The sequence below is a fragment of the Sulfitobacter sp. S223 genome (assembly GCF_025143825.1).
GTDB lineage: Bacteria > Pseudomonadota > Alphaproteobacteria > Rhodobacterales > Rhodobacteraceae > Sulfitobacter.
The window spans coordinates 522,851-542,484 of sequence record NZ_CP083560.1; the positions used below are offsets into that span (position 1 = coordinate 522,851).

A 19,634-nucleotide genomic window follows, 5' to 3' on the forward strand; every position below is an offset into this window, starting at 1 on the left:
CTTAATCCTGCGGTGCAGGCTTGGGCGTGGGCAAAATGCCTTCGGGCGGGTCTGCAACGATACGTCGCGATGCCAGATCCACGGTCGGCACGGCGGCCTTGGTGAAAGGCAGGAAGGTCGTCGTTGACGAGCCGCTCAGCTGAAGCTCGAGCAAGTCGTCAGCACCGTGGTTCTGCACGGTTTTCACGCGGCCCAGCAACTCTCCGCCCGTATCGTAGACATCTATGCCAATCAGATCGGCGTGATAGAATTCATCGTCGGGCAGGGACGGGAGCTGCTCACGCAGAGCAAAGAGCTGTGTGCCGCGCAGAGCGTCCGCATCTTCTTTGCTGCTGACATCGGGCAGGCGGCCTGCAAATCCGCCTTTGATCGGTCGCAGAATAGCCAATGCGAACTGGCGATTGCCGGTCTCGTCCGTTAGCGGAGTATACGTCTCGATATCTTCGGGGATGGCACAAAAGCTCTTGATCCTCAGTTCGCCGCTTACGCCGTAGGCTCCCGAAATGACACCGACACAGATATGTGTATCGCTCATTGTAGCAACTCCGAATCTACACAAATGCTACCGGTCCACTGACCTTCCCCTGCCGAGCATTCTGCACGCATCAGCATCCCGTTAAGGTAAAATCCCAACACGGCACCCAAGGCCAGTGTGGCGACAAATTTCAGCAGTTTGAACATCAGCGTTCCTCAATGTGCAGGGCAGCGGCGCGCGCTTCCCAGCCTTTGGTTTCAAGCTCTGGGGTTAGGGATACATCGGCGGGCCAGCCAAGGCAAAGGTAAGCGACAAGCGACCAGTCGTCGGGGGCATCAAGATCGCGACAAAGTCGTTGGGGATCAAGAACGGAAACCCAGCCGATACCCAACCCCAGAGTTCGGGCATGCAGCCACATCAACGTGATCGCCCCCACCACTGAATAGCGGCGCATTTCCGGCATGGTCGCTGCACCAAGCCCTGCGCCCTTCGGCGTGCTGTCATCGCAGAAAATAGCGAGATGTTCAGGCGCTTCACGCATGCCGGACAGTTTAAGGGATGCATAAAGGGCGGCCTTGTCGCCGGAGTATCCCTCAAGCGCTTTTTCATTGGCTGTTTGGTAATTGGCAAGCGCGGCTGCGCGCGCGGTGTCAGAACGGACACGCAGAACGCGCCAAGGTTCTGAAAGCCCCACAGAGGGGGCCAAAGAGAGTGTGGAGAGGCACTCTTGAACAAGTGCCTCATCCACGGGATCTGTGCGAAAATGGCGCACATCGCGGCGCCATCGCATCAGGTCGGTCAGCCCGGCACGGAAGTCATCCGAAAACGCATGCATGCCGGGGCGGCCTCCTGACTTACTCAGCCGCTGCTTCTTCTGCTGCTGGTGCTTCCTCGGCTGGTGCTGCGGCTGCTTCTGCTGCTGCGGCGGCCTTGTCGGCTTTCTCCTGAACGCGCTCTTGCGCTTTCTTGCCTGGCGTACCCTTCTTAGGGTTGTTGCGCTCTTTCTTGGGGCTCACGCCTGCAGCTTCCAGCATGCGCTGAACGCGATCTGTTGGCTGTGCGCCATGGCTCATCCAGTATTCGATGCGCTCAACGTTCATCTTTACGCGGTCTTCGCTGTCTTTCGGCAGCAGTGGGGAGTATGTGCCCAGCTTTTCGATGAAACGGCCATCGCGTGGCATGCGGCTGTCAGCTGCAACGATGCGGTAAAAAGGGCGCTTTTTGGAACCGCCACGGGCGAGACGAATTTTCATGGACATGATTTAGTTTCCTTTAGTTTATATCTTGGTGATGTTTGTGGTGCTGAATGACTTCAGCGATGATGAAGTTGAGGAACTTCTTGGCGAATTCAGGGTCCAGGTCGGCCTGTTTTGCCAAATCTTCTAGCCGGGCAATCTGGCTCGCTTCGCGATCCGGATCGGACGGGGGAAGGTCGTGCTCGGCTTTGAGTTTTCCCACAGCCTGAGTATGTTTGAACCGCTCGCCCAGCGTATAGACAAGGATCGCATCAAGGCGGTCGATGCTGGCGCGGTGTCCTTTAAGGACTTCGGCGGCAAGTTTGACGGGATCGGTCACAGGCCCAACTCCTCTACTGTTGCGCCATCGAAAAGCGGCTTTGTGAAGGAGCGGTCGTAGCGGCGGATGCACTTGGTGCGCTTGGCGTGCTCATAGGCGCGCAAGCATTCGGCGTCCTCCCACATACGGGCACGGTAATCTTCATAGTCGGCCAATGAGGCGAACGAGAAGTGGCAATAGGCGATGTCGTTCGGACCCTCATGCGGCATGTGATAGCCGTGATGCGTCCCGCCAAGCTTTTTGACAAGATGCAGCCACGCCTTCGCGTAGATTTCGAACTCCGGCAGTTTGTCCGGGTCGATCTCGTATCTGACGGTACAGCTGATCATTTCTTTTTACCAAAGCCGGACAGGCCCGAAGGCAGGCCCATGCCGCTGCCAAGACCGGGCAGTTTGCCGCCCATCTGCTTGGCCGCTGCCTCAAGCGCTTTCGGGTCCATGCCCTGTGCCATCGCGGCAGGGTCCATTCCACCTTTGCCCATCATCTGCTTCATGGCTTGTTTCATCATGCCACCTTTGCCCATCTTGCCCATTTTCTTCATCATGTCGGACATCTGGCGCTGCATTTTCATCAGCTTGTTAAGGTCGCTCACTTCCATTCCGGCGCCTTTGGCGATGCGCTTTTTACGGCTGGCCTGAAGCAAGGCGGGATTGGCGCGCTCTTTCTTGGTCATGGAATTGATCAGGGCGATCTGCTGTTTGAGAATCCGGTCGTCAAGACCTGCGTCCTCAACCTGTTTGGCCATTTTGCCCATTCCGGGCATCATGCCCATCATGCCTTGCATGCCGCCCATCTTAATCATTTGCTCAAGCTGCATCTTGAGGTCGTTCATATTGAACTGACCTTTCGCCATGCGCTTCATCATTTTTTCGGCTTGTTCAGCCTCGATGGTTTCTTGGGCTTTTTCGACAAGAGCGACAATATCGCCCATGCCAAGGATGCGGCCTGCGATACGCTCTGGCTCGAATGTCTCAAGCGCGTCCATTTTTTCGCCAAGACCAACGTATTTGATCGGCTTGCCTGTAATGGCGCGCATCGACAATGCCGCACCACCACGGCCATCGCCGTCCATACGGGTCAGGACAACGCCGGAAATGCCGATGCGCTGGTTGAAGTTTTCAGCGGTTTGCACGGCGTCCTGACCTGTAAGGCCGTCAACCACCAACAGTGTTTCACGCGGCGTGACGACATCACGGACGGCTTCAACCTGCGCCATCAGCTCTTCGTCAATGCTCAGGCGGCCCGCTGTATCGAGCATGTAGACATCATAGCCGCCAAGCGCCGCTTGAGTTTTCGTGCGTTTGGCGATTGCTACGGGGCTTTCGCCCTTAACAATCGGCAGGGTGTCCACGCCGATTTGCACACCAAGGATTGCCAGCTGCTCCATCGCGGCGGGGCGGTTCACATCAAGTGAGGCCATCAGCACACGTTTGCCGTCTTTTTCTTTCAGACGTTTTGCCAGCTTGGCAGTTGTGGTTGTCTTACCGGAGCCTTGTAGGCCGACCATCAGGATCGGGGCCGGCGGGTTATCAATCTTTAACGCGCCTGGCTCACCTTCACCCTTTAGGACATCAATCAGGGCGTCATGAACAATTTTGACGACCTGCTGACCGGGTGTGATGGATTTGGTCACAGCTTGACCAGTCGCTTTTTCCTGCACAGCGTTGACAAAATCACGCGCGACCGGAAGCGATACGTCCGCCTCCAGCAGAGCCACGCGAACTTCGCGCAGAGCGGTTTTTACGTCCTCTTCGTTAAGCGCGCCCTGTTTGGTCAGGCGGTCAAAAACACCAGAGAGGCGTTCACTGAGATTCTCAAACATGGGCAGCAGCCCCTTTTCGTCGGTTGCGTCTGTCTCCAATGTAGGAGCCACCGCGTGAATGCACAAATGCCCCAGTGGGCGTAACACGCTGACTGGGGGCGATCCTGACATCGGGACAGGACCGGAAGGCTTTGCTTCCGGAGATTTGCATGTCGTTTAGGCTGATGGCGATCCTGAGTCAAGTATAGCGGGTCATGGACGCACACGCCCTTGCACTTCTGTGCGAATATACGAAAATGGGCGCGTAAATGTTCATCTGCGCACAGGAAGCCGCGACATGCAAAACTGGGACGAGGTGAGGACTGCCTATCAAGTAGCACGAATGGGTACGGTAAGTGGCGCAGCAGAGGCCCTTGGGGTGCACCATGCGACCGTAATTCGGCATATTGATGCATTGGAAAAACGGTTGGGCATAAAATTATTCCAGCGTCATGCGCGTGGCTATACTGCCACTGAGGCGGGGGAGGATCTGCTGCGGGTGGCGCAAGCCACCGAGGATCAGTTCAGCCAGTTGCTTAGTCGGATCAAAGGGCACGGCACAGATGTCTCGGGTGATCTGGTCGTGACCTCAGTCGAAGCGATGACGCCGCGGATTGCGCCAATGTTGGTGGCATTTCAGAAAAAGCACCCCGGTATTGTCGTACGCTATCTGACCGGCGACCGGTTGTTCCGGTTGGAATACGGCGAAGCGCACGTTGCGATCCGCGCCGGAGCAGCGCCCGAACAGCCTGATAATGTCGTTCAGCCGCTGACGGCGCAGGCTGTCGGCCTTTACGCATCAAAGGATTATATCGCAAAGCACGGCGTCCCCAAAGATACCCAAGATTTTTCAAACCACCGGTTCGTCGGGCATGACGATACCGATACGCGCGCTCCTTTCTACAAATGGCTAGCGACAACCGTCCCTCCCAAAAACATTGTCTACCGAAGCGATGACGAACATGCGATTTTTCTGGCTATCCGGGCCGGCGCCGGGATCGGTTTTCTCACGGAGGAGGATGCAGCAACGCATTCCGAACTGGTCCAAGTTGCCCCGCCTAGGGCAGAGTGGGCAGCGCAGTTATGGCTGGTTACGCATGTAGACTTGCACCGGACCAGCAAAGTGCAGGCTTTGGTGAAGTTCCTCAAGGCTCGCATCAAGGAGAATGGTTGATGGCACCTCAGGCGCAGGGGCATTTCGCCATGCTGCTCTTTTCTGCGCTTGTGGCTGGCTCATTCTCTCTTGGCGGGATGGTCGCGAATGAGATCGCGCCACTGGCGCTGAATGCTGTTCGTTTTCTGATCGCGGGTGCGGCAGTGGGGGCAGTTGCTTTTGCCACAACAGGTTTCGCGCGCAGCGATTTCGCGGCGCCTTGGCGGTACGTGCTGTTGGGCGGATTGTTTGCGATCTATTTTGTGCTGATGTTTGAAGGGCTCAAGACTTCGGCGCCAGTCAGTTCGGCGGCGGTGTTCACGCTTGTCCCTGCGATGTCGGGCGTGTTTGCGTGGATCATGCTACGCCAGCGTATCACGCCGAGAATGGGGCTGGCACTGTGCGTCGGAGGACTGGGTGCAGTATGGGTCATTTTTCGTGCCGACGTTGTTGCGCTGTTCGCATTTGATGTCGGGCGCGGCGAGGTTATTTTCTTTTTCGGCTGTATCGCGCATGCCGTCTATACTCCGCTTGTACGCTTGCTTAATCGCGGAGAGACAGCTGTTGTCTTCTCCTTCGGGACCCTTGTTGCCGGAACGATATGGCTGGGGTTGGTCGGTGCCCGCGATATTCTTGCGACGGATTGGCACGCGCTGCGCCCGATGGTTTGGGTCACCATTCTTTATGTTTCGCTCGGAGCGAGCGCCATTACATTCGTATTGGTGCAATTTGCAGCGCTGCGCCTGCCTTCAGCCAAGGTGATGGCCTATACTTATCTTGTACCAAGTTGGGTGATCGTTTGGGAGGCGGCATTGGGCAACAGCCTGCCACCGGCACTGATCCTCGCAGGGACCGGTCTGACTGTTGTTGCCTTGTTGCTTTTGGTCCGGGACGACGACGCGCTATCCATTAAGGCCGTTCAAAACTAAATTTTCTTCTTCATGGAACAAGATTGGTTTGGGTAGCGTTTGATAGATAACGGAGCGAAAGTTGCCCAATTGGCCGGTTCATGTTTTACCTCGGTGATCCGGGTTATTGTGCAACTTTCCTTCCGACGGACCGGTTCAATGTAGCCGGTAAGCTAATATTAGAAAGGAACACCCAATGCGTGGTATCATTTATCTTGTCGGCCTCGTTGTAATCGTTTTGGCTATCGTCCAGTTCGTATTGTAACAACCCGTTTTGGGTTAGTAAGATTTCAAGAGAGCCTTCGGGCTCTCTTTTGCATTTCAGGTAGACGGATCGTCGGCTTCGCCCAGTTCTTTTTCCAGAAACCGCTCAAACGCATCCAGATGCACAGGTTCGAACTGGCCAAAGCCTTGCATCCAGACAGAGGCGGCCCGCAAAGCGTCGGGCTCCAGTTTGCACCACTTTACCCGACCGCGCTTTTCTTGCGTGATCAGGCCTGCGGCAGTCAGCACCCCCAGATGTTTGGAAATCGAAGCTAGCGACACATCAAATGGTTCGGCCACATCGGTGACGGCCATATCATCCTCCAGTAGCATCGCAAGGATGGCTCGGCGGGTGGGGTCTGACAGGGCGGCAAAGGTGGTGTCGAGTGAGGGTTTCATAAGGCAGACCAATAGCGTGTCGTTCCCGTGGGCGAAAGCACAAGCCGCAGCTGGTCAGACAAAAGATCAACCGGATGGTTGAATAACGATCAGGCGCGAAAATTGATGTTTTGGTCGGCTAAACAGCGATCCCAAAACAATGGAGAAATTTATTTATTATATATTTCAGCATGTTGCGTTGCGTGTTCAGGCCGTTGACTCCGTTCGGGCGGCGAAGTACCTAACCTGCAAGACATCCAAGCGGGGGCGCACCTGTGAACGACCAAGATCGCAAAGCGGAAATGGCAGCGATTGAGGCGCGGATAGCAGCAGCTAAAGGCACGCAAGAGCCAAAGCCGCGCGCGGATGAGCACTACTCACAGGCGCAGATGGCCTGGCGGATGGTGATAGAGCTTGTGGCCGGTCTTGGGATCGGTTTCGGCATCGGGTACGGGCTGGATCTGTTCTTTGGAACGCTGCCCATATTTATGGTGCTGTTTGTCATGTTGGGCCTCGCGGCCGGAGTAAAGACGATGCTTCGATCCGCGCAGGAAATGCAGGACAAAAAAGTGGCCGAAGAGGCCGGAGAAGAATAACGCCCCTCAGGGGGTAATCGTAAACCGCCTCAGCCGGGGCGATGAGTGAAGGGGCCTAGAGATGGCAACAGAAGCACAAGGCGCGGAAGAAGGCGGTCTGGTCTTTCACCCGATGGATCAGTTCATCGTTTCCCCATTGGGTGGTGACGGTCCGGTACAGTGGTTTACATTCACGAACGCAGCGTTGTGGACAACCTTTGCCGTTATCGCAGTGTTCCTGCTGCTGGTTGTCGCGACATCAAAGCGCGCAGTCGTTCCGGGCCGGATGCAGTCCGTCGCCGAGTTGGCCTATGGCTTTGTTTACAAAATGGTCGAAGACATCTGCGGTAAAGAGGGTGTCAAATACTTCCCCTACATCATGACACTGTTCATGTTTATCGTTTGCGCCAACTTCCTTGGCCTGCTTCCGACAGCATTCACGCCCACATCTCACTTCGCTGTGACGGTTGTGTTGGCGCTGGCAGTGTTCATCGTTGTAACGGTTCTGGGCTTTGTCAAAAACGGCACCGCTTTCCTGAGTTTGTTCTGGGTTGCTTCTGCACCGCTGGCGCTGCGCCCCGTTCTGGCAATTATCGAACTGATTTCATACTTCGTACGCCCCGTGAGCCACTCCATTCGTTTGGCTGGTAACGTCATGGCGGGCCACGCAGTTATCAAAGTTTTCGCGGGTTTTGCAGCACTGGTTGCTGTGTCGCCCATCGCGATCCTCGGGATCACGGCGATGTACGGTCTGGAGGTCCTTGTGTCCTTTATTCAGGCCTACGTTTTCACGATCCTGACATGCGTGTACCTCAAGGACGCGCTGCACCCACACCACTAACGACAGGCGGGCTACTTCCGTCTCACTATCTACTCAACTTCCAATCGTAAGGAGAATTCACATGGAAGGCGAACTCGCACACATCGGCGCAGGTCTGGCAGCAATCGGTTCCGGCGCAGCCGCTATCGGTGTTGGTAACGTTGCAGGTAACTACCTTGCAGGCGCTCTGCGCAACCCATCCGCAGCTGCTTCGCAGACTGCAACACTCTTCATCGGCATCGCGTTCGCCGAAGCGCTGGGGATCTTCGCGTTCCTCGTAGCACTTCTGCTGATGTTCGCCGTTTAAGCGACTGACGGTTATTCCTTACGCATTGGGCGGTGTGGTACACTGCACCGCCCATTGGATTGAATGTTCTGACAGGAGGCCATGATGGCAACCGAAACCACACATAGCGATGGTCTGGCAGACGCCGTGGGCGTTGCGGAACATTCCGGCGCAGGAAATGCGGGCATGCCGCAGCTGGATTTTTCCACATGGGGCAACCAGATTTTCTGGCTCGTTCTGGCGCTGATCGCGATCTACCTGATCCTGTCGCGCGTTGCTCTGCCACGTATCGCGGCTGTTCTGGCCGAGCGTCAGGGTACCATTACAAATGATATCGCTGCTGCCGAGGATCTTAAATCCAAAGCCGCAGATGCAGAAGCTGCCTATGATAAGGCACTTTTGGATGCCCGTGCAGAAGCACAGCGCATCATTACAGAGGCCAAAGCAGAGATGCAGGCCGATCTCGATAAAGCCATCGCCAAAGCGGACGATCAGATTGCAGCGCAGTCGGCCGTTTCAGAAAAAGCGATTGCAGAAATTCGTGCCGGTGCTGTGGAGAGCGTGAAAGCGGTCGCCAAAGACACCGTCAAAGAAATCGTTGCAGCCATGGGTGGCAAGGCCGATGCCAAAACCATCACAGCCGCTGTAACCTCACGGATGAAAGGATAACGTCATGCGTTTCACACTGACATCCGTATTGGCCCTGTTGGGCGCATCCCCTGCGTTCGCGGCATCGGGTCCGTTCTTTTCGCTGGGTAACACAGACTTTGTTGTTCTGTTGGCTTTCCTGCTTTTCATTGCGGTGCTGTTCTATTTCAAAGTTCCGTCCCTGATAGGTGGCATGCTGGATAAGCGCGCCGAAGGTATCCAAACCGAGCTTGAAGAAGCCCGCAAGCTGCGCGAAGACGCGCAGAGCCTTCTGGCCTCTTATGAGCGCAAGCAAAAAGAAGTGCAGGAGCAAGCTGACCGTATTGTTGCCGCAGCCAAGCAGGAAGCTGCAACGGCGGGCGAACAAGCGCGTGCAGATCTTGCCGTTTCAGTCGAGCGCCGTTTGGCTGCCGCAGAAGAGCAGATCGGTTCTGCAGAAGCTGCTGCGATCAAAGAAGTCCGCGATCAAGCCATTCAGATCGCAATTGCCGCGTCTCGTGACATCATCGGCAAGCAGATGACCGCGACAGACGGCAACAAGCTAATCGATGACGGCATTGCACAGGTTGACGCGAAGCTTCACTAAGATGCTTTAGTTATAGTTCGAAAGCCCTGCCATTTTGGCGGGGCTTTTTCGTTTGTGCGTATCTAAATAGCCAATGAATCAATTGCCATTTTCTGGCGCTTATATCGGCGCCCGTTCAGGCACTGATCAGAGGCGACGTTTAACTGTCCATTTCCTGATCCAGTCGTTGTCGCGCCACATCCTCATGCCGCGCGGCGCGTTGCTGATCCATCAGCGCACGTTCGACATAGGTAAGGTGCGCTTCGACTGCTTCGCGGGCGCCAACGGCGTCGCGCGCGATCAGAGCATCGTGAATTGCGCGATGTTGATCCAATAGCACAGCCCGTTTGGTCTGCTGCCGAAACATGATCTGGCGGTTGTAGAATACGCCGCTTCGCAGCAGTTCGTACATGGACCGCATCATATGCAGCATCACCACATTATGGCTCGCCTCGATGATGCTCATGTGAAACTGGGCATCCAACGCCGCTTCATCCTCGGCGCTGCGCGTGTCGTGTGCCATCTCCATCTTCCGGAATACCGCGCTTATGACAGCCAGATCAGTGTCAGAACCCAATCGCGCAGCACGCTCAGCTGCGAGGCCTTCCATGTCACGGCGAAACGCGAGGTAGTCCATCGCAGCCTCGTCATGGCGCGAAAAAAGGGCGGCGAGGGCAGGGGAGAAAGCAGAACCCAAAACATCCGCGACAAAAACACCTGCGCCCGGCTTTGCGCTCAGCAATCCTGCATGCTGCAATTGCGCTATCGCATCGCGCAGAGAAGGACGGGATACACCCAGCCTTTCGGCCAATTCCCGTTCCGGTGGCAAACGCTTCCCCGGCTGAAGAATGCCACGCAAGATGAGCTCCTCAACCTGCCTTACAACGGCTGAAGAAAGCTTTTCCGGGCTGACGGGGCGAAATGGCATGGCACATCCTTTAATTGGTCAAATTATATGACCAGACGATAGGGTGGACAAGCGCCCAACCGAAATATTGGATTTGCATCAGCGTCGCTAAGTGGATGTTCATCATTTGTTAAGGATGACAGCCGCACCATCAACAGATGAGAATCCTATCACTAGTTCTTCTGCTTCTTCCGTTGCTGTCCGCCTGCAATACGGCTGGCCCGCATTTTCGTGGTCTGCCAGCGACCACTGTTACGGTTGATGGTTCCACCTTCGATGTGCGGGTGCGTGATGAGTTGGCAGAAGCGATCCGAACGAATTCAGAATACGCGCCGCGCTTTGGCCCGATCCGGGATCGCGCAGGGCGAGCGATGGCAATGGTAAGCGGGTGTGAAGTGAAAGAAGTTCGTGGGGATCAGGCGCAGGCCACAGGCATCCTGAAATGTGGTAAGGGACCACGCAAGCCGGTTCGGCCAACGCCCGTCGATGTCGATTGTGTGCCGCTCCGAGGAACCGAAGTAAAGCAACTTGGCGGTACATCAGTCTTGATCGAGTGTGAGACAAGCCTTTAACGCAATATCTTGTGGATAACTGGCTCATTGAAGCTGTGGGTTGTGGTGAGTGGTTGACAGCCGCCCGTCAAAGCAGTCACGCTGTTGCACGGTCCGGAATCATCACTCAGGCGGCGTATGCGCTTTTCGAAACTCAGGCTGACAGGCTTCAAAAGCTTTGTTGACCCCACCGATCTGATCATCGCAGATGGTCTGACGGGTGTTGTGGGTCCAAACGGCTGTGGGAAGTCCAACCTGCTGGAAGCCCTGCGTTGGGTGATGGGAGAGAACCGGCCAACCGCAATGCGTGGCGGCGGCATGGAGGACGTCATTTTTGCTGGCGCTGCGACACGTCCAGCACGAAACTTTGCCGAAGTATCATTGCAGATCGACAACACGGAACGGCTGGCACCACCCGGATTTAACGACACTGACACGTTAGAAATCGTGCGGCGCATCACCCGTGATGTGGGCAGTGCTTATAAGGCCGCGGGTAAGGACGTGCGCGCGCGCGATGTGCAAATGCTATTCGCCGATGCTTCTACCGGGTCTCATTCGCCTGCGCTGGTGCGGCAGGGCCAGATTAGTGAGTTGATCAACGCCAAGCCAAAGAACCGGCGCCGCATCCTGGAGGAGGCGGCGGGAATTTCCGGTCTTTATGCACGCAGGCATGAGGCCGAGCTGAAATTGAACGGCGCGGAAACGAATCTCGCGCGCGTGGATGATGTAGTAGAGCAGTTGGCCACCCAGTTGGCGCAACTTGCTCGTCAGGCGCGGCAAGCGGCGCGCTATCGTGAGATTGGCGATCAGTTGCGGCGCACCGAAGGTACGCTTTTGTATCGTCGTTGGCGCGAAGCAGACGACGCGCGGGCGCGTGCAGAGGATGAACTGCGCGCACGTCTTACAGCCGCTGCGCAGGCCGAAGGTCTGGTGCGCAATACGGCGAATGCGCGCCAGGAGGCGGAGGATGCCCTGCCAGCGCTGCGCGAGGAAGATGCGATTGCAGCAGCTGTTGTGCAGCGGTTGATTGTTCAGCGTGACACGCTCAGCGATCAAGAGAGCCGCGCGACCGCATTGATTGAAACGCTACAAGGCCGGATTGCGCAGCTTGCCCGTGATATCGAACGCGAAGGTGGGTTGAACCGCGATGCAGGCGAAACTATCGAGCGGTTGGAATGGGAAGCCCGCGAGCTCGCCAAAGCAGGCGAAGGGCATGGCGACGCTTTGGAAGCGGCGTCCGAGATGGCCCGTGAGGCCGCATCGGTTCTGCAAGCGCGCGAAGGCGATCTTAGCCAGCAGACCGAAGATGTGGCGCGCCTTGCGGCACGGTACGGCTCTGCAGAACGCTTGCTGGATGACAGTCGGAAAACCCAACAAAAATCCGAAGCGGAAGCCGTGCGCGCCCGTGAAGCTGTTGCCGCAAGTGAGGCGGCACTTTCCAAGGCGGCGGCAGATTTTGAGGCTGCGTCGATGCAGGAGGCAGCTGCAGTCGCAGCTGCCGAGGCCGCCGAAGATGCGTTGATCAATGCAGAGGAAACACGCGCCGCGACGCAGGCGCGTGAAGCGGACGCACGTGCCGAAAGGTCCGAGGCCGAAGGTGAGATGAACGCGCTTAGGGCTGAAACGACCGCACTGGCGAAGCTGGTCGAGCGTGACACAGCTGAGGGTGGTCAGATTCTTGACCGTTTGCAGGTTGAGCACGGTTTTGAAAAGGCGCTTGGTGCGGCGCTGGCCGATGATTTGCGGGCGCCGGAAGTGGACGCAGATGGTCCGTCTGGCTGGTCCACATTGCCGTCTTATTCACAGGTCCAAACCTTGCCCAACGGTGTCACGCCTTTGACCAACCATGTGTCGTGTCCTGACGTGTTGGGGCGGCGGATGGGGCAAATCGGCCTTGTGGACGCTGATGATGGTCCAAGACTGCAGGCTGATTTGCAGCCTGGTCAGCGGCTTGTTTCGCTTGAGGGTGATCTTTGGCGTTGGGACGGTTTCCGCGCTTGGGCCGAAGACGCGCCTTCGGCAGCGGCATTGAGGCTGCAACAGCTAAACCGATTGGAGGTGCTCAAACAATCGCTTGAGCAAGCCAGCCAGCGGGCCGATGGGGCGCGTGCGGCGCACGAAAGCCTGACCTTGCATTTGGCGGCCCAGACCGAAGCTGACAAAGTCGCCCGCGAGGCGCGGCGGGATGCAGACCGGATGGTAGCAGATGCAGGACGCGCGCTAAGCCGTGTTGAGGCAGACCGCAACTTGGCTGAAGGTCGCCTTGAAAGTCTTGGCCTTGCTGTTGCGCGTCATGAAGAAGAAGCAATGTCTGCGCGCGCACGTGTGCTTGAAGCAGAGCGTGCACTGGCAGATCTGGGTGATCTGAATGACGCGCGTGGTGCTGTTGAAGACCTGCGCATGACCGTCGAAGCGGCGCGGATCACGATGATGTCACGACGTTCAAATCATGACGAATTGCGCCGCGAAGGGGATGCACGCCTGAAACGTGCGCAGGAAGTGACAAAAGAACTGAGCGGATGGCGCCACCGTCTGGAGACTGCCGAAAAGCGCAGCGCAGAACTGGTCGAGCGCAAGCAAACCTCAGAGGCTGAGTTGAAGGATGCCAGCGCTGCGCCTTTGGAGATTGCCGCAAAACGGGACGAGTTGAACAATGGTATTGAAGCCGCAGAAGAACGGCGTGCGGAAGCAATGGACAAACTCTCGATAGCCGAGGGTGTCTTGCGTGATACGACGCTGGCCGAGCGCGAAGCGGAGCGTTCTGCTTCAGAGGCCCGTGAGGCCCGCGCGCGGTCCGAGGCGCGCAGCGACGCCGCCAAAGAAACCGTGGCTGCGGCGGCAGAGCGCATTGCCGAAGATCAGCAGCTAACCCCTAACCAGCTTCTGACCCAGTTGGACGTAAACCCTGACGAGATGCCTGCAGCCGATGTACTTGAGGCGGACGTGAACCGGCTAAAACGTCAGCGCGATTCGTTGGGCGCCGTAAACCTTCGCGCCGAGGAAGATGCAAAGGAAGTGCAGGAAGAGCACGACAATCTGGTAGCGGAAAAGGCCGATCTGGAAGAAGCGATCAAGACCCTGCGCTCTGGCATTGCCAGCCTCAACAAGGAGGGTCGCGAGCGGCTGTTGACTGCTTTTGAGCAAGTGAACACCAACTTCTCGTTGCTGTTCACTCATCTGTTCGGCGGTGGTGAAGCCAATCTGGTCATGGTTGAATCTGAAGATCCGCTGGAAGCGGGCCTTGAAATTATGTGCCAACCTCCGGGCAAGAAACTGAGCACGCTGAGCCTTTTGTCAGGGGGCGAACAGACGTTGACAGCCATGGCGTTGATCTTTGCGGTGTTCCTAGCCAACCCCGCGCCGATTTGTGTGTTGGACGAGGTGGACGCGCCGCTGGACGATGCCAACGTGACGCGCTTTTGTGATCTGCTGGATGAAATGTGCCGCCAGACTGATACGCGTTTCCTGATCATCACGCACCATGCGGTGACGATGGCACGGATGGACCGGTTGTTTGGTGTCACAATGGCCGAGCAGGGCGTGAGCCAGCTTGTCTCGGTTGATCTCAAAAAAGCCGAGACACTGGTCGCCTAAGCGCAGTCAGCTGCGCGGTTTGGGGTGTTCAACGGGGCCACCGGCCTTTTCCCATCCAGTGAAACCTTCAGCGATGTGCGCGGCGTCAAATCCCATGTCCTGCAGCGTTGCAACAGAGATTGCCGAACGCCAGCCTGACGCGCAGTGGAAGACGAACTTTTTGTCTTCGGCAAAGACATCCTTGAAATAGGGACTGTCGGGATCGACCCAGAATTCCAGCATGCCACGCGGACAATGGAAGCTGCCCGGGATAAAGCCGGTGCGTTCACGTTCACGCGGATCGCGAAGATCAACGATTTGGACGCCGGGGTCATTCACCAGTGCAACTGCATCTGCTGCGTTGATCTCTTCGATCCGGTCGCGCGCATTGGCGACCATTTGAGCGGCGGTAATCTTGAGGGGCATTGGATGTCCTTTCCTAGATTCTGGACAGAAGTTCAGGTGTCGGCCAAGCATCTGCAGGCAGGCCAAGGCGCTTTTGTTCTGCTTGCACTGCCTGACGGGTTTTGGCCCCAAGGATACCGTCAATATCCCCAACGTCATAGCCGCGTGCCTGAAGTTTGCTTTGCAGCTGCTGCATCTGCGTGCTGCTTAGGCCTTCTTCGGGCGTACCCACATCGTAGATCCCTGCGCCACTGAGGCGCGTGGCGAAATAGGCCGCAGTGAGCACATACGTAAAGCTTTGGTTCCACTCAAAATAGACGCGAAAATTCGGATAGGCGAGGAACGCTGGTCCGCGCCGTCCTTGCGGCAGGATCAACGAGGCGGGTAGGCTGGTTTCCAAAGTACCATCACGGGCTGTGATCCCAAGTTCGGCCCATTGCGCGCCTGTCTTCTCGGTTTCTAGGCCGCTGAGTGACCAATCGAAGCTGTCAGGTACGCTTACTTCGTCGATCCACGCCTCATTTGGTCGCCATCCCAAAGATGAGAGCATCTTGCCACCGGACATCAGCGCGTCCGGTGCGGATGTTTTGAGGGAAACATGACCGTCGCCATCACCATCAGTACCACTTTCCAGAATATCGCGGGGCAGCATCTGTACCATCCCGATCTCTCCAGCCCACGCGCCTGTTGTTGTAACTGGGTCAAAATCACCGCGGGCAAAAAGCTCCATTGCGGCGAAAATCTGAGGGCGGAATAGTTCGGGGCGGCGGCAATCATGGGCAAGTGTCACCAAAGCGTTGGCGGTGTTGAAGTCACCCTGAATCGCGCCGTAGTCAGTCTCGAAGGCCCAAAACGCGAGCAGGACATTGCGATCAACACCGAACTCGGCCTCGATCCGGTCAAAAATCCCGTCATAGCGCTGTGCGTTGCTGCGCCCACGGATGATCCGGTCATTTGAGATAAGGCGACGGGAAAAATCTACGAAAGGGCGTTGAAACACCCCTTGCGCGCTATCTGCGCGTAACACGGCAGGATCTTTCCGAACGGAGCTCAGGAACCGCGCGGCGGTGTCGGCATCAATGCTGTGGGCTGGTGCCTCAGCTTTTAGGCCGTCGAGGAAGTTGTTGAATGATCCGCCGCACGGAACGTCTGCTTGGACAGAAAGGGGAGAAAGGGCCAACAGGGTCGAGAAAAGATATGAACGCATAAAAACCTGTGAAAACTAACCGAAAAGGGCAAAGAGAAGCACCAGTCCTAGCATCATGCCCCATGTTTGCCAAAGCTTGTGAACGGCGGCGTCAATCGCTTCTGGCCCGATAATGCGGGCGCCTGTGGCTCCGACCCATGGAAAATTCTGCATTCTGCCATCATAGGCGCGTGGACCAGCCAGTGCTACATTTATAGCGCGTGCCATTGCGGCCTCGGGCCATCCTGCGTTGGGAGAGCGGTGCTGCCCCGCGTCGCCGGCTATTTCGCGCCAGCTGCCCAAAACGCCGGCAGGCAGCGCGATCAGGGCACAAGTCAGGCGTGCTGGCAGCCAGTTCAAAACATCATCCATGCGTGCGGCTGCTTTGCCAAAGTATTCGTAGCGCGGTGTTCGGTAGCCGATCATGCTGTCGGCAGTGTTGACGACCTTATAAACCATCAGCCCCGGAAGCCCCCCAAGCAGAAACCAGAACGCGGGTGCAATGACGCCATCGGATAGGTTCTCAGCCGCGCTTTCGATGGCAGAGCGTGCAACGGCTGAGCGGTCCATTGCCGCGGTATCTCTGCTGACTATCATGGCAACAGCGCGCCGCCCGTCACCAAGTGAGATCCGCAACCCATCGGCAACAGCGCGGACATGCTGCACCAGTGACCGCTGCGCGAGCAGTATCGCAGTGAGAAGGATTTGGACGACTCCGCCCAACTGGCTTAACCCCCAGCCCAATAGGAATGCGGCCCCCATCAAAAGAACCAAAGTGAGAGCGCCAGCTGCCAACCCACCGCGCCCAGGGTTGAGGCGTTTGTCCAGTATAGCGACTGCACGGCCCATCAGGACAGCGGGGTGCGGAATACGGTCCCAAAGCCACTTTGGTTCGCCCATGACTGCATCAAGCAATAGCGCGCATAGCAAAATGGCTGCCGTGTTCATGTCAGCGCCGCCGCAAGCCTGTCCCACTGCTCAGGAGAAGGTAACCCGAGGCGGAGCCAGCGCGTGTTATAAGGAAAGACACGGCTCCAGATGTGACGCCGTGCAAGGCGGTCTTGCCATTTGGCTGCATCGGGTACCTCGTAGAGGCGAAATAGGGACGTGCCGCCCAAAACCTCTGCACCACTTGAGCGCATCATCGCATCAAGGCGCTCAGAATCATTCTCCAACCGCTCGCGGGTTTGTTCGGCCCAGTGATGATCGGACAAAGCACGCGCACCTATTTCCAACGCGGGACCTGCCACAGGCCAAGGCCCCAGCATCTCTTGTAATTTTGCGATTAGGGCTGGATCGCCAATAGCAAAGCCCAAACGCAGACCGGCCAGTCCCCAGAACTTACCAAAGCTCTTCAGCACGATTGTCCCATCCGTTGCAGCCTGAGCGACGAGCGTGTCTTGAGGGGAGACATCGCAAAAGCTTTCATCAATGATCCGTAAGGGAGCATGAAGTACGTCAGGGCCAAAGAGCCGCCCGTCAGGATTATTCGGATGAACGATTACCTGTGCATCAGCGTCGTTCAGGTCAGAGGATTCAGCCCAACCGGTCGCGGCGAAAGCTGCTGCGTGTTCGTTGTAGGTGGGGGTCGCGATGTGGACTTGGCCTGCTTCTCGCAGGCGAGGGATCATTGCGATAGGCGCGGACGCCCCGGGCGTGGCGAGTATCTCTGCCCCGTCGGGTACGTTCCAAAAGTCACGCGCCGCAGAAATCAGTGCGTTGTGTGCAGCCTTGTCAGGCAGCGCTGTCCATGCGTCCGAAGTGATCTGACCAATCGGATAGCAAACAGGATTGATGCCCGTGGATAAATCAATCCAATCTTGGCGCGAACCGCCAAAACGGTCGGCTGCTGCATCAATCCCGCCGCCGTGATCTCTTACCGTTTTTGGCAACCTGCCTACCCTCTGTTTGTCTGGACGGCTGGATTATGCCGGTTTCACTAATTCACAAACCGGAGTTTTGCGTGACATTCAATAGTATGTTACAAAAATGAATATTTTTGATTATTTTTCCCGAATACGACGATTTTCATACATGCTATCGACGGCCGAGGAGGCCTTTCGAATGACTGGTGAGACGAATAAAAGCACGCGAGTACTTATTGTGGAAAGCGTTCCCGAACTTGCAAAGCTCTGGCAACAGCACTTGGTCCGTCAGGGGATGGATGTTGTGTGTGCGGCTGGGCAGTCTGATGCAATCGAGCATTTGTCAGAGCATGAAACTGACATCATTATTCAGGATCTGGTCATCGACGAAGGCTCCGCGCTTGCGATTTCGGATTATGCGAATTACCGCCAGCCCGCAGCGCGGGTTATCTTTGTGACCAACACAAGCTTTTTCTCGGATGGGTCGATTTTTGCGCATTCCGCAAATGCACGTGCTTTCGTGCAAAGCGGCACGCCGCCAGAGGACCTGGCGGCGATGGTTGCGCATTACGGGGCAGAACAGCGCGCAGGCTAATCTCTGCCGTGTGGGGTGTTCCAATCGATGACCGGATTGATCGGTATGATCCTGTTCGGGTTTATCGTGTCATGGCTATAGTGGTAATGCCGGACAATATGGTCGAAATGCACGGTCTCTGCGACGCCATCCCATTGATACAGTTCGCGGGTGTAAGCCCATAGGTTCGGGTATTCTACGATCCTGCTGCGATTGCATTTGAAGTGCTGATGATAGACGGAATCGAACCGCACGAGGGTGGTGAAAAGCCGCCAGTCAGCTTCGGTGATTTGATCGCCAGTCAGGTAGCGGTTTTCAGACAAAATGGTTTCCAGCCAGTCGAGCGTGTCGAATAACGGATGTACGGCGGCATCATAGGCCTCTTGCGTTGTGGCAAAGCCCGCTTTGTAGACCCCGTTGTTAAGTGTGTCATACACGCGGGCATTTATTTCCTCGATCTGCGGCCGCAACTCCTCTGGCCAGTAGTCATCAGTGTTGCCAGTGATGTCATTGAAGGCACTGTTCATCATTCGGATTATTTCAGAGGATTCGTTCGAAACGATAGTGCCGCTGACTTTGTCCCACAGGATCGGAACTGTGACCCGTCCTGTGAAATCCCGCACCGCGCGCGTATAAACATCCCGCGCGTATGGAAGGCCGAATTGCCGATCCCCGGTTGCACCGTCAAAATCAGTGTCGAAGGTCCATCCGTCGCCCAGCATGTCGGGGTGCACGACAGAGATATCAATCAACGGACCCAGCTGTTTCAGCGACCGAAAAATAAGAGTTCTGTGGGCCCAAGGGCATGCGTGACTGACATATAGGTGGTAGCGGTGCGGCTCAGCCTTGAACCCCTCGTCACCGCTGGGGCCAGTGCTGCCGTCTGCGGTGACCCAATTGCGGAAATTGGATTCTTGCCGTTTGAAGGCACCGCCGCTCTCCTTGGTGTCATACCAGCTGTCGTGCCATTTGCCGTCGATCAATAATCCCACGCGGGTCTCCTCTGTACAGGTTTAACAGGAATGTAATGTTGATCTCCTAGAAAGCGTAGAGACGGGACCGCGCAGCACCCGTGCGCAAATACACAACGCGACACAAAATTTTAAATTACTGTTGCTGTATGAA

At 56.5% G+C, this 19,634-nt stretch carries 24 protein-coding genes; 10 read left to right on the plus strand and 14 right to left on the minus strand.

Going from position 1 to position 19,634, the window contains the following annotated elements; genetic code table 11:
• Nucleotide 1 precedes the first annotated feature (1 nt).
• From rimM to ffh, 7 genes are read right to left on the minus strand one after another with little or no spacing between them, the layout of a single operon-like run.
• A complete protein-coding gene (rimM, locus tag K3757_RS02520) occupies nucleotides 2-535 on the minus strand; it encodes a ribosome maturation factor RimM (RefSeq protein ID WP_259999043.1) in 534 nt (177 codons plus the stop codon).
• Entirely contained in the window at nucleotides 532-681 is a 150-nt protein-coding gene (locus tag K3757_RS02525) for a hypothetical protein (RefSeq protein WP_259999045.1), read from the minus strand. The genes rimM and K3757_RS02525 overlap by 4 nt, the downstream gene beginning before the upstream one ends.
• Complete coding sequence (bluB, locus tag K3757_RS02530) at nucleotides 681-1,310, minus strand: 5,6-dimethylbenzimidazole synthase (RefSeq protein WP_259999047.1); 630 nt, start codon at nucleotides 1,308-1,310, stop codon at nucleotides 681-683. The genes K3757_RS02525 and bluB overlap by 1 nt, the downstream gene beginning before the upstream one ends.
• Nucleotides 1,311-1,329: 19 nt before the next feature.
• A complete protein-coding gene (rpsP, locus tag K3757_RS02535; RefSeq protein WP_259999049.1) occupies nucleotides 1,330-1,734 on the minus strand; it encodes a 30S ribosomal protein S16 in 405 nt (134 codons plus the stop codon).
• A 13-nt stretch (nucleotides 1,735-1,747) separates the two neighbouring features.
• Nucleotides 1,748-2,050 carry a chorismate mutase gene (locus tag K3757_RS02540; protein WP_259999051.1) on the minus strand — a complete coding sequence of 101 codons (303 nt, stop codon included), beginning with the start codon at nucleotides 2,048-2,050 and terminating at the stop codon, nucleotides 1,748-1,750.
• Entirely contained in the window at nucleotides 2,047-2,379 is a 333-nt protein-coding gene (locus K3757_RS02545) for an NIPSNAP family protein (protein ID WP_259999053.1), read from the minus strand. Before K3757_RS02545 ends, K3757_RS02540 begins: the two co-directional genes overlap by 4 nt.
• Nucleotides 2,376-3,872, minus strand: coding sequence for a signal recognition particle protein (ffh, locus tag K3757_RS02550; protein ID WP_259999055.1), 1,497 nt, complete (start codon nucleotides 3,870-3,872; stop codon nucleotides 2,376-2,378). Before ffh ends, K3757_RS02545 begins: the two co-directional genes overlap by 4 nt.
• A gap of 277 nt (nucleotides 3,873-4,149) precedes the next feature.
• On the opposite strand from ffh, the gene K3757_RS02555 reads away from it, so the two are divergent.
• Complete coding sequence (locus tag K3757_RS02555; protein WP_259999057.1) at nucleotides 4,150-5,025, plus strand: LysR family transcriptional regulator; 876 nt, start codon at nucleotides 4,150-4,152, stop codon at nucleotides 5,023-5,025.
• Nucleotides 5,025-5,933: a DMT family transporter gene (locus tag K3757_RS02560; protein ID WP_259999060.1), complete on the plus strand. Its 909-nt coding sequence runs from the start codon at nucleotides 5,025-5,027 to the stop codon at nucleotides 5,931-5,933. The genes K3757_RS02555 and K3757_RS02560 overlap by 1 nt, the downstream gene beginning before the upstream one ends.
• A 300-nt stretch (nucleotides 5,934-6,233) precedes the next feature.
• Here K3757_RS02560 and K3757_RS02565 read toward each other — a convergent pair whose 3' ends face one another.
• Nucleotides 6,234-6,575, minus strand: coding sequence for a helix-turn-helix transcriptional regulator (locus K3757_RS02565; protein WP_259999062.1), 342 nt, complete (start codon nucleotides 6,573-6,575; stop codon nucleotides 6,234-6,236).
• 281 nt (nucleotides 6,576-6,856) lie between these two features.
• Here K3757_RS02565 and K3757_RS02570 point away from each other — a divergent pair, with 281 nt between their 5' ends.
• The 5 genes from K3757_RS02570 to K3757_RS02590 all read left to right on the plus strand — a co-directional run bounded on the left by K3757_RS02570 (nucleotide 6,857) and on the right by K3757_RS02590 (nucleotide 9,469).
• On the plus strand, nucleotides 6,857-7,150 hold the full coding sequence (locus K3757_RS02570) for an AtpZ/AtpI family protein (RefSeq protein WP_409202575.1): 294 nt from the start codon (nucleotides 6,857-6,859) through the stop codon (nucleotides 7,148-7,150).
• A gap of 61 nt (nucleotides 7,151-7,211) precedes the next feature.
• Nucleotides 7,212-7,970 (plus strand): F0F1 ATP synthase subunit A, encoded by a 759-nt coding sequence (locus K3757_RS02575; RefSeq protein WP_259999066.1) that lies wholly within the window; start codon nucleotides 7,212-7,214, stop codon nucleotides 7,968-7,970.
• Nucleotides 7,971-8,031: 61 nt separating this feature from the next.
• Nucleotides 8,032-8,256 (plus strand): F0F1 ATP synthase subunit C, encoded by a 225-nt coding sequence (locus K3757_RS02580; protein WP_011567586.1) that lies wholly within the window; start codon nucleotides 8,032-8,034, stop codon nucleotides 8,254-8,256.
• Nucleotides 8,257-8,340: 84 nt separating this feature from the next.
• Nucleotides 8,341-8,904 carry a F0F1 ATP synthase subunit B' gene (locus K3757_RS02585; protein WP_259999068.1) on the plus strand — a complete coding sequence of 188 codons (564 nt, stop codon included), beginning with the start codon at nucleotides 8,341-8,343 and terminating at the stop codon, nucleotides 8,902-8,904.
• A gap of 4 nt (nucleotides 8,905-8,908) precedes the next feature.
• The gene (locus K3757_RS02590) at nucleotides 8,909-9,469 is read left to right on the plus strand and encodes a F0F1 ATP synthase subunit B (protein WP_259999071.1); all 561 of its coding nucleotides are present in this window, start codon (nucleotides 8,909-8,911) and stop codon (nucleotides 9,467-9,469) included.
• A 139-nt stretch (nucleotides 9,470-9,608) separates the two neighbouring features.
• Here K3757_RS02590 and K3757_RS02595 read toward each other — a convergent pair whose 3' ends face one another.
• Nucleotides 9,609-10,376, minus strand: coding sequence for an FCD domain-containing protein (locus K3757_RS02595; protein ID WP_259999073.1), 768 nt, complete (start codon nucleotides 10,374-10,376; stop codon nucleotides 9,609-9,611).
• A 137-nt stretch (nucleotides 10,377-10,513) separates the two neighbouring features.
• Between K3757_RS02595 and K3757_RS02600 the strand changes: the two genes are divergently transcribed.
• Together K3757_RS02600 and smc are read left to right on the plus strand one after the other, a co-directional pair.
• On the plus strand, nucleotides 10,514-10,927 hold the full coding sequence (locus K3757_RS02600; RefSeq protein ID WP_259999075.1) for a hypothetical protein: 414 nt from the start codon (nucleotides 10,514-10,516) through the stop codon (nucleotides 10,925-10,927).
• A 117-nt stretch (nucleotides 10,928-11,044) separates the two neighbouring features.
• Entirely contained in the window at nucleotides 11,045-14,500 is a 3,456-nt protein-coding gene (smc, locus tag K3757_RS02605) for a chromosome segregation protein SMC (protein WP_259999077.1), read from the plus strand.
• 6 nt (nucleotides 14,501-14,506) lie between these two features.
• Here the strand turns inward: smc and K3757_RS02610 are convergent, their stop codons facing one another.
• The 4 genes from K3757_RS02610 to cobD are packed head-to-tail and all read right to left on the minus strand — an operon-like array spanning nucleotide 14,507 to nucleotide 17,962.
• Nucleotides 14,507-14,905, minus strand: coding sequence for a rhodanese-like domain-containing protein (locus K3757_RS02610; RefSeq protein WP_259999079.1), 399 nt, complete (start codon nucleotides 14,903-14,905; stop codon nucleotides 14,507-14,509).
• 13 nt (nucleotides 14,906-14,918) lie between these two features.
• Nucleotides 14,919-16,091, minus strand: a complete 1,173-nt coding sequence (locus K3757_RS02615) for a lytic murein transglycosylase (RefSeq protein ID WP_259999081.1) — start codon at nucleotides 16,089-16,091, stop codon at nucleotides 14,919-14,921.
• 15 nt (nucleotides 16,092-16,106) lie between these two features.
• The gene (gene cbiB, locus K3757_RS02620) at nucleotides 16,107-17,018 is read right to left on the minus strand and encodes an adenosylcobinamide-phosphate synthase CbiB (RefSeq protein WP_259999083.1); all 912 of its coding nucleotides are present in this window, start codon (nucleotides 17,016-17,018) and stop codon (nucleotides 16,107-16,109) included.
• Nucleotides 17,015-17,962 (minus strand): threonine-phosphate decarboxylase CobD, encoded by a 948-nt coding sequence (cobD, locus tag K3757_RS02625; RefSeq protein ID WP_259999085.1) that lies wholly within the window; start codon nucleotides 17,960-17,962, stop codon nucleotides 17,015-17,017. The genes cbiB and cobD overlap by 4 nt, the downstream gene beginning before the upstream one ends.
• 172 nt (nucleotides 17,963-18,134) lie before the next feature.
• Between cobD and K3757_RS02630 the strand changes: the two genes are divergently transcribed.
• Nucleotides 18,135-18,530 (plus strand): response regulator, encoded by a 396-nt coding sequence (locus K3757_RS02630; RefSeq protein ID WP_259999088.1) that lies wholly within the window; start codon nucleotides 18,135-18,137, stop codon nucleotides 18,528-18,530.
• On the opposite strand, the gene K3757_RS02635 is transcribed toward K3757_RS02630, so the two are convergent.
• Nucleotides 18,527-19,501 carry a glutathione S-transferase family protein gene (locus K3757_RS02635; RefSeq protein ID WP_259999089.1) on the minus strand — a complete coding sequence of 325 codons (975 nt, stop codon included), beginning with the start codon at nucleotides 19,499-19,501 and terminating at the stop codon, nucleotides 18,527-18,529. The genes K3757_RS02630 and K3757_RS02635 overlap by 4 nt on opposite strands.
• Nucleotides 19,502-19,634: the final 133 nt, after the last annotated feature.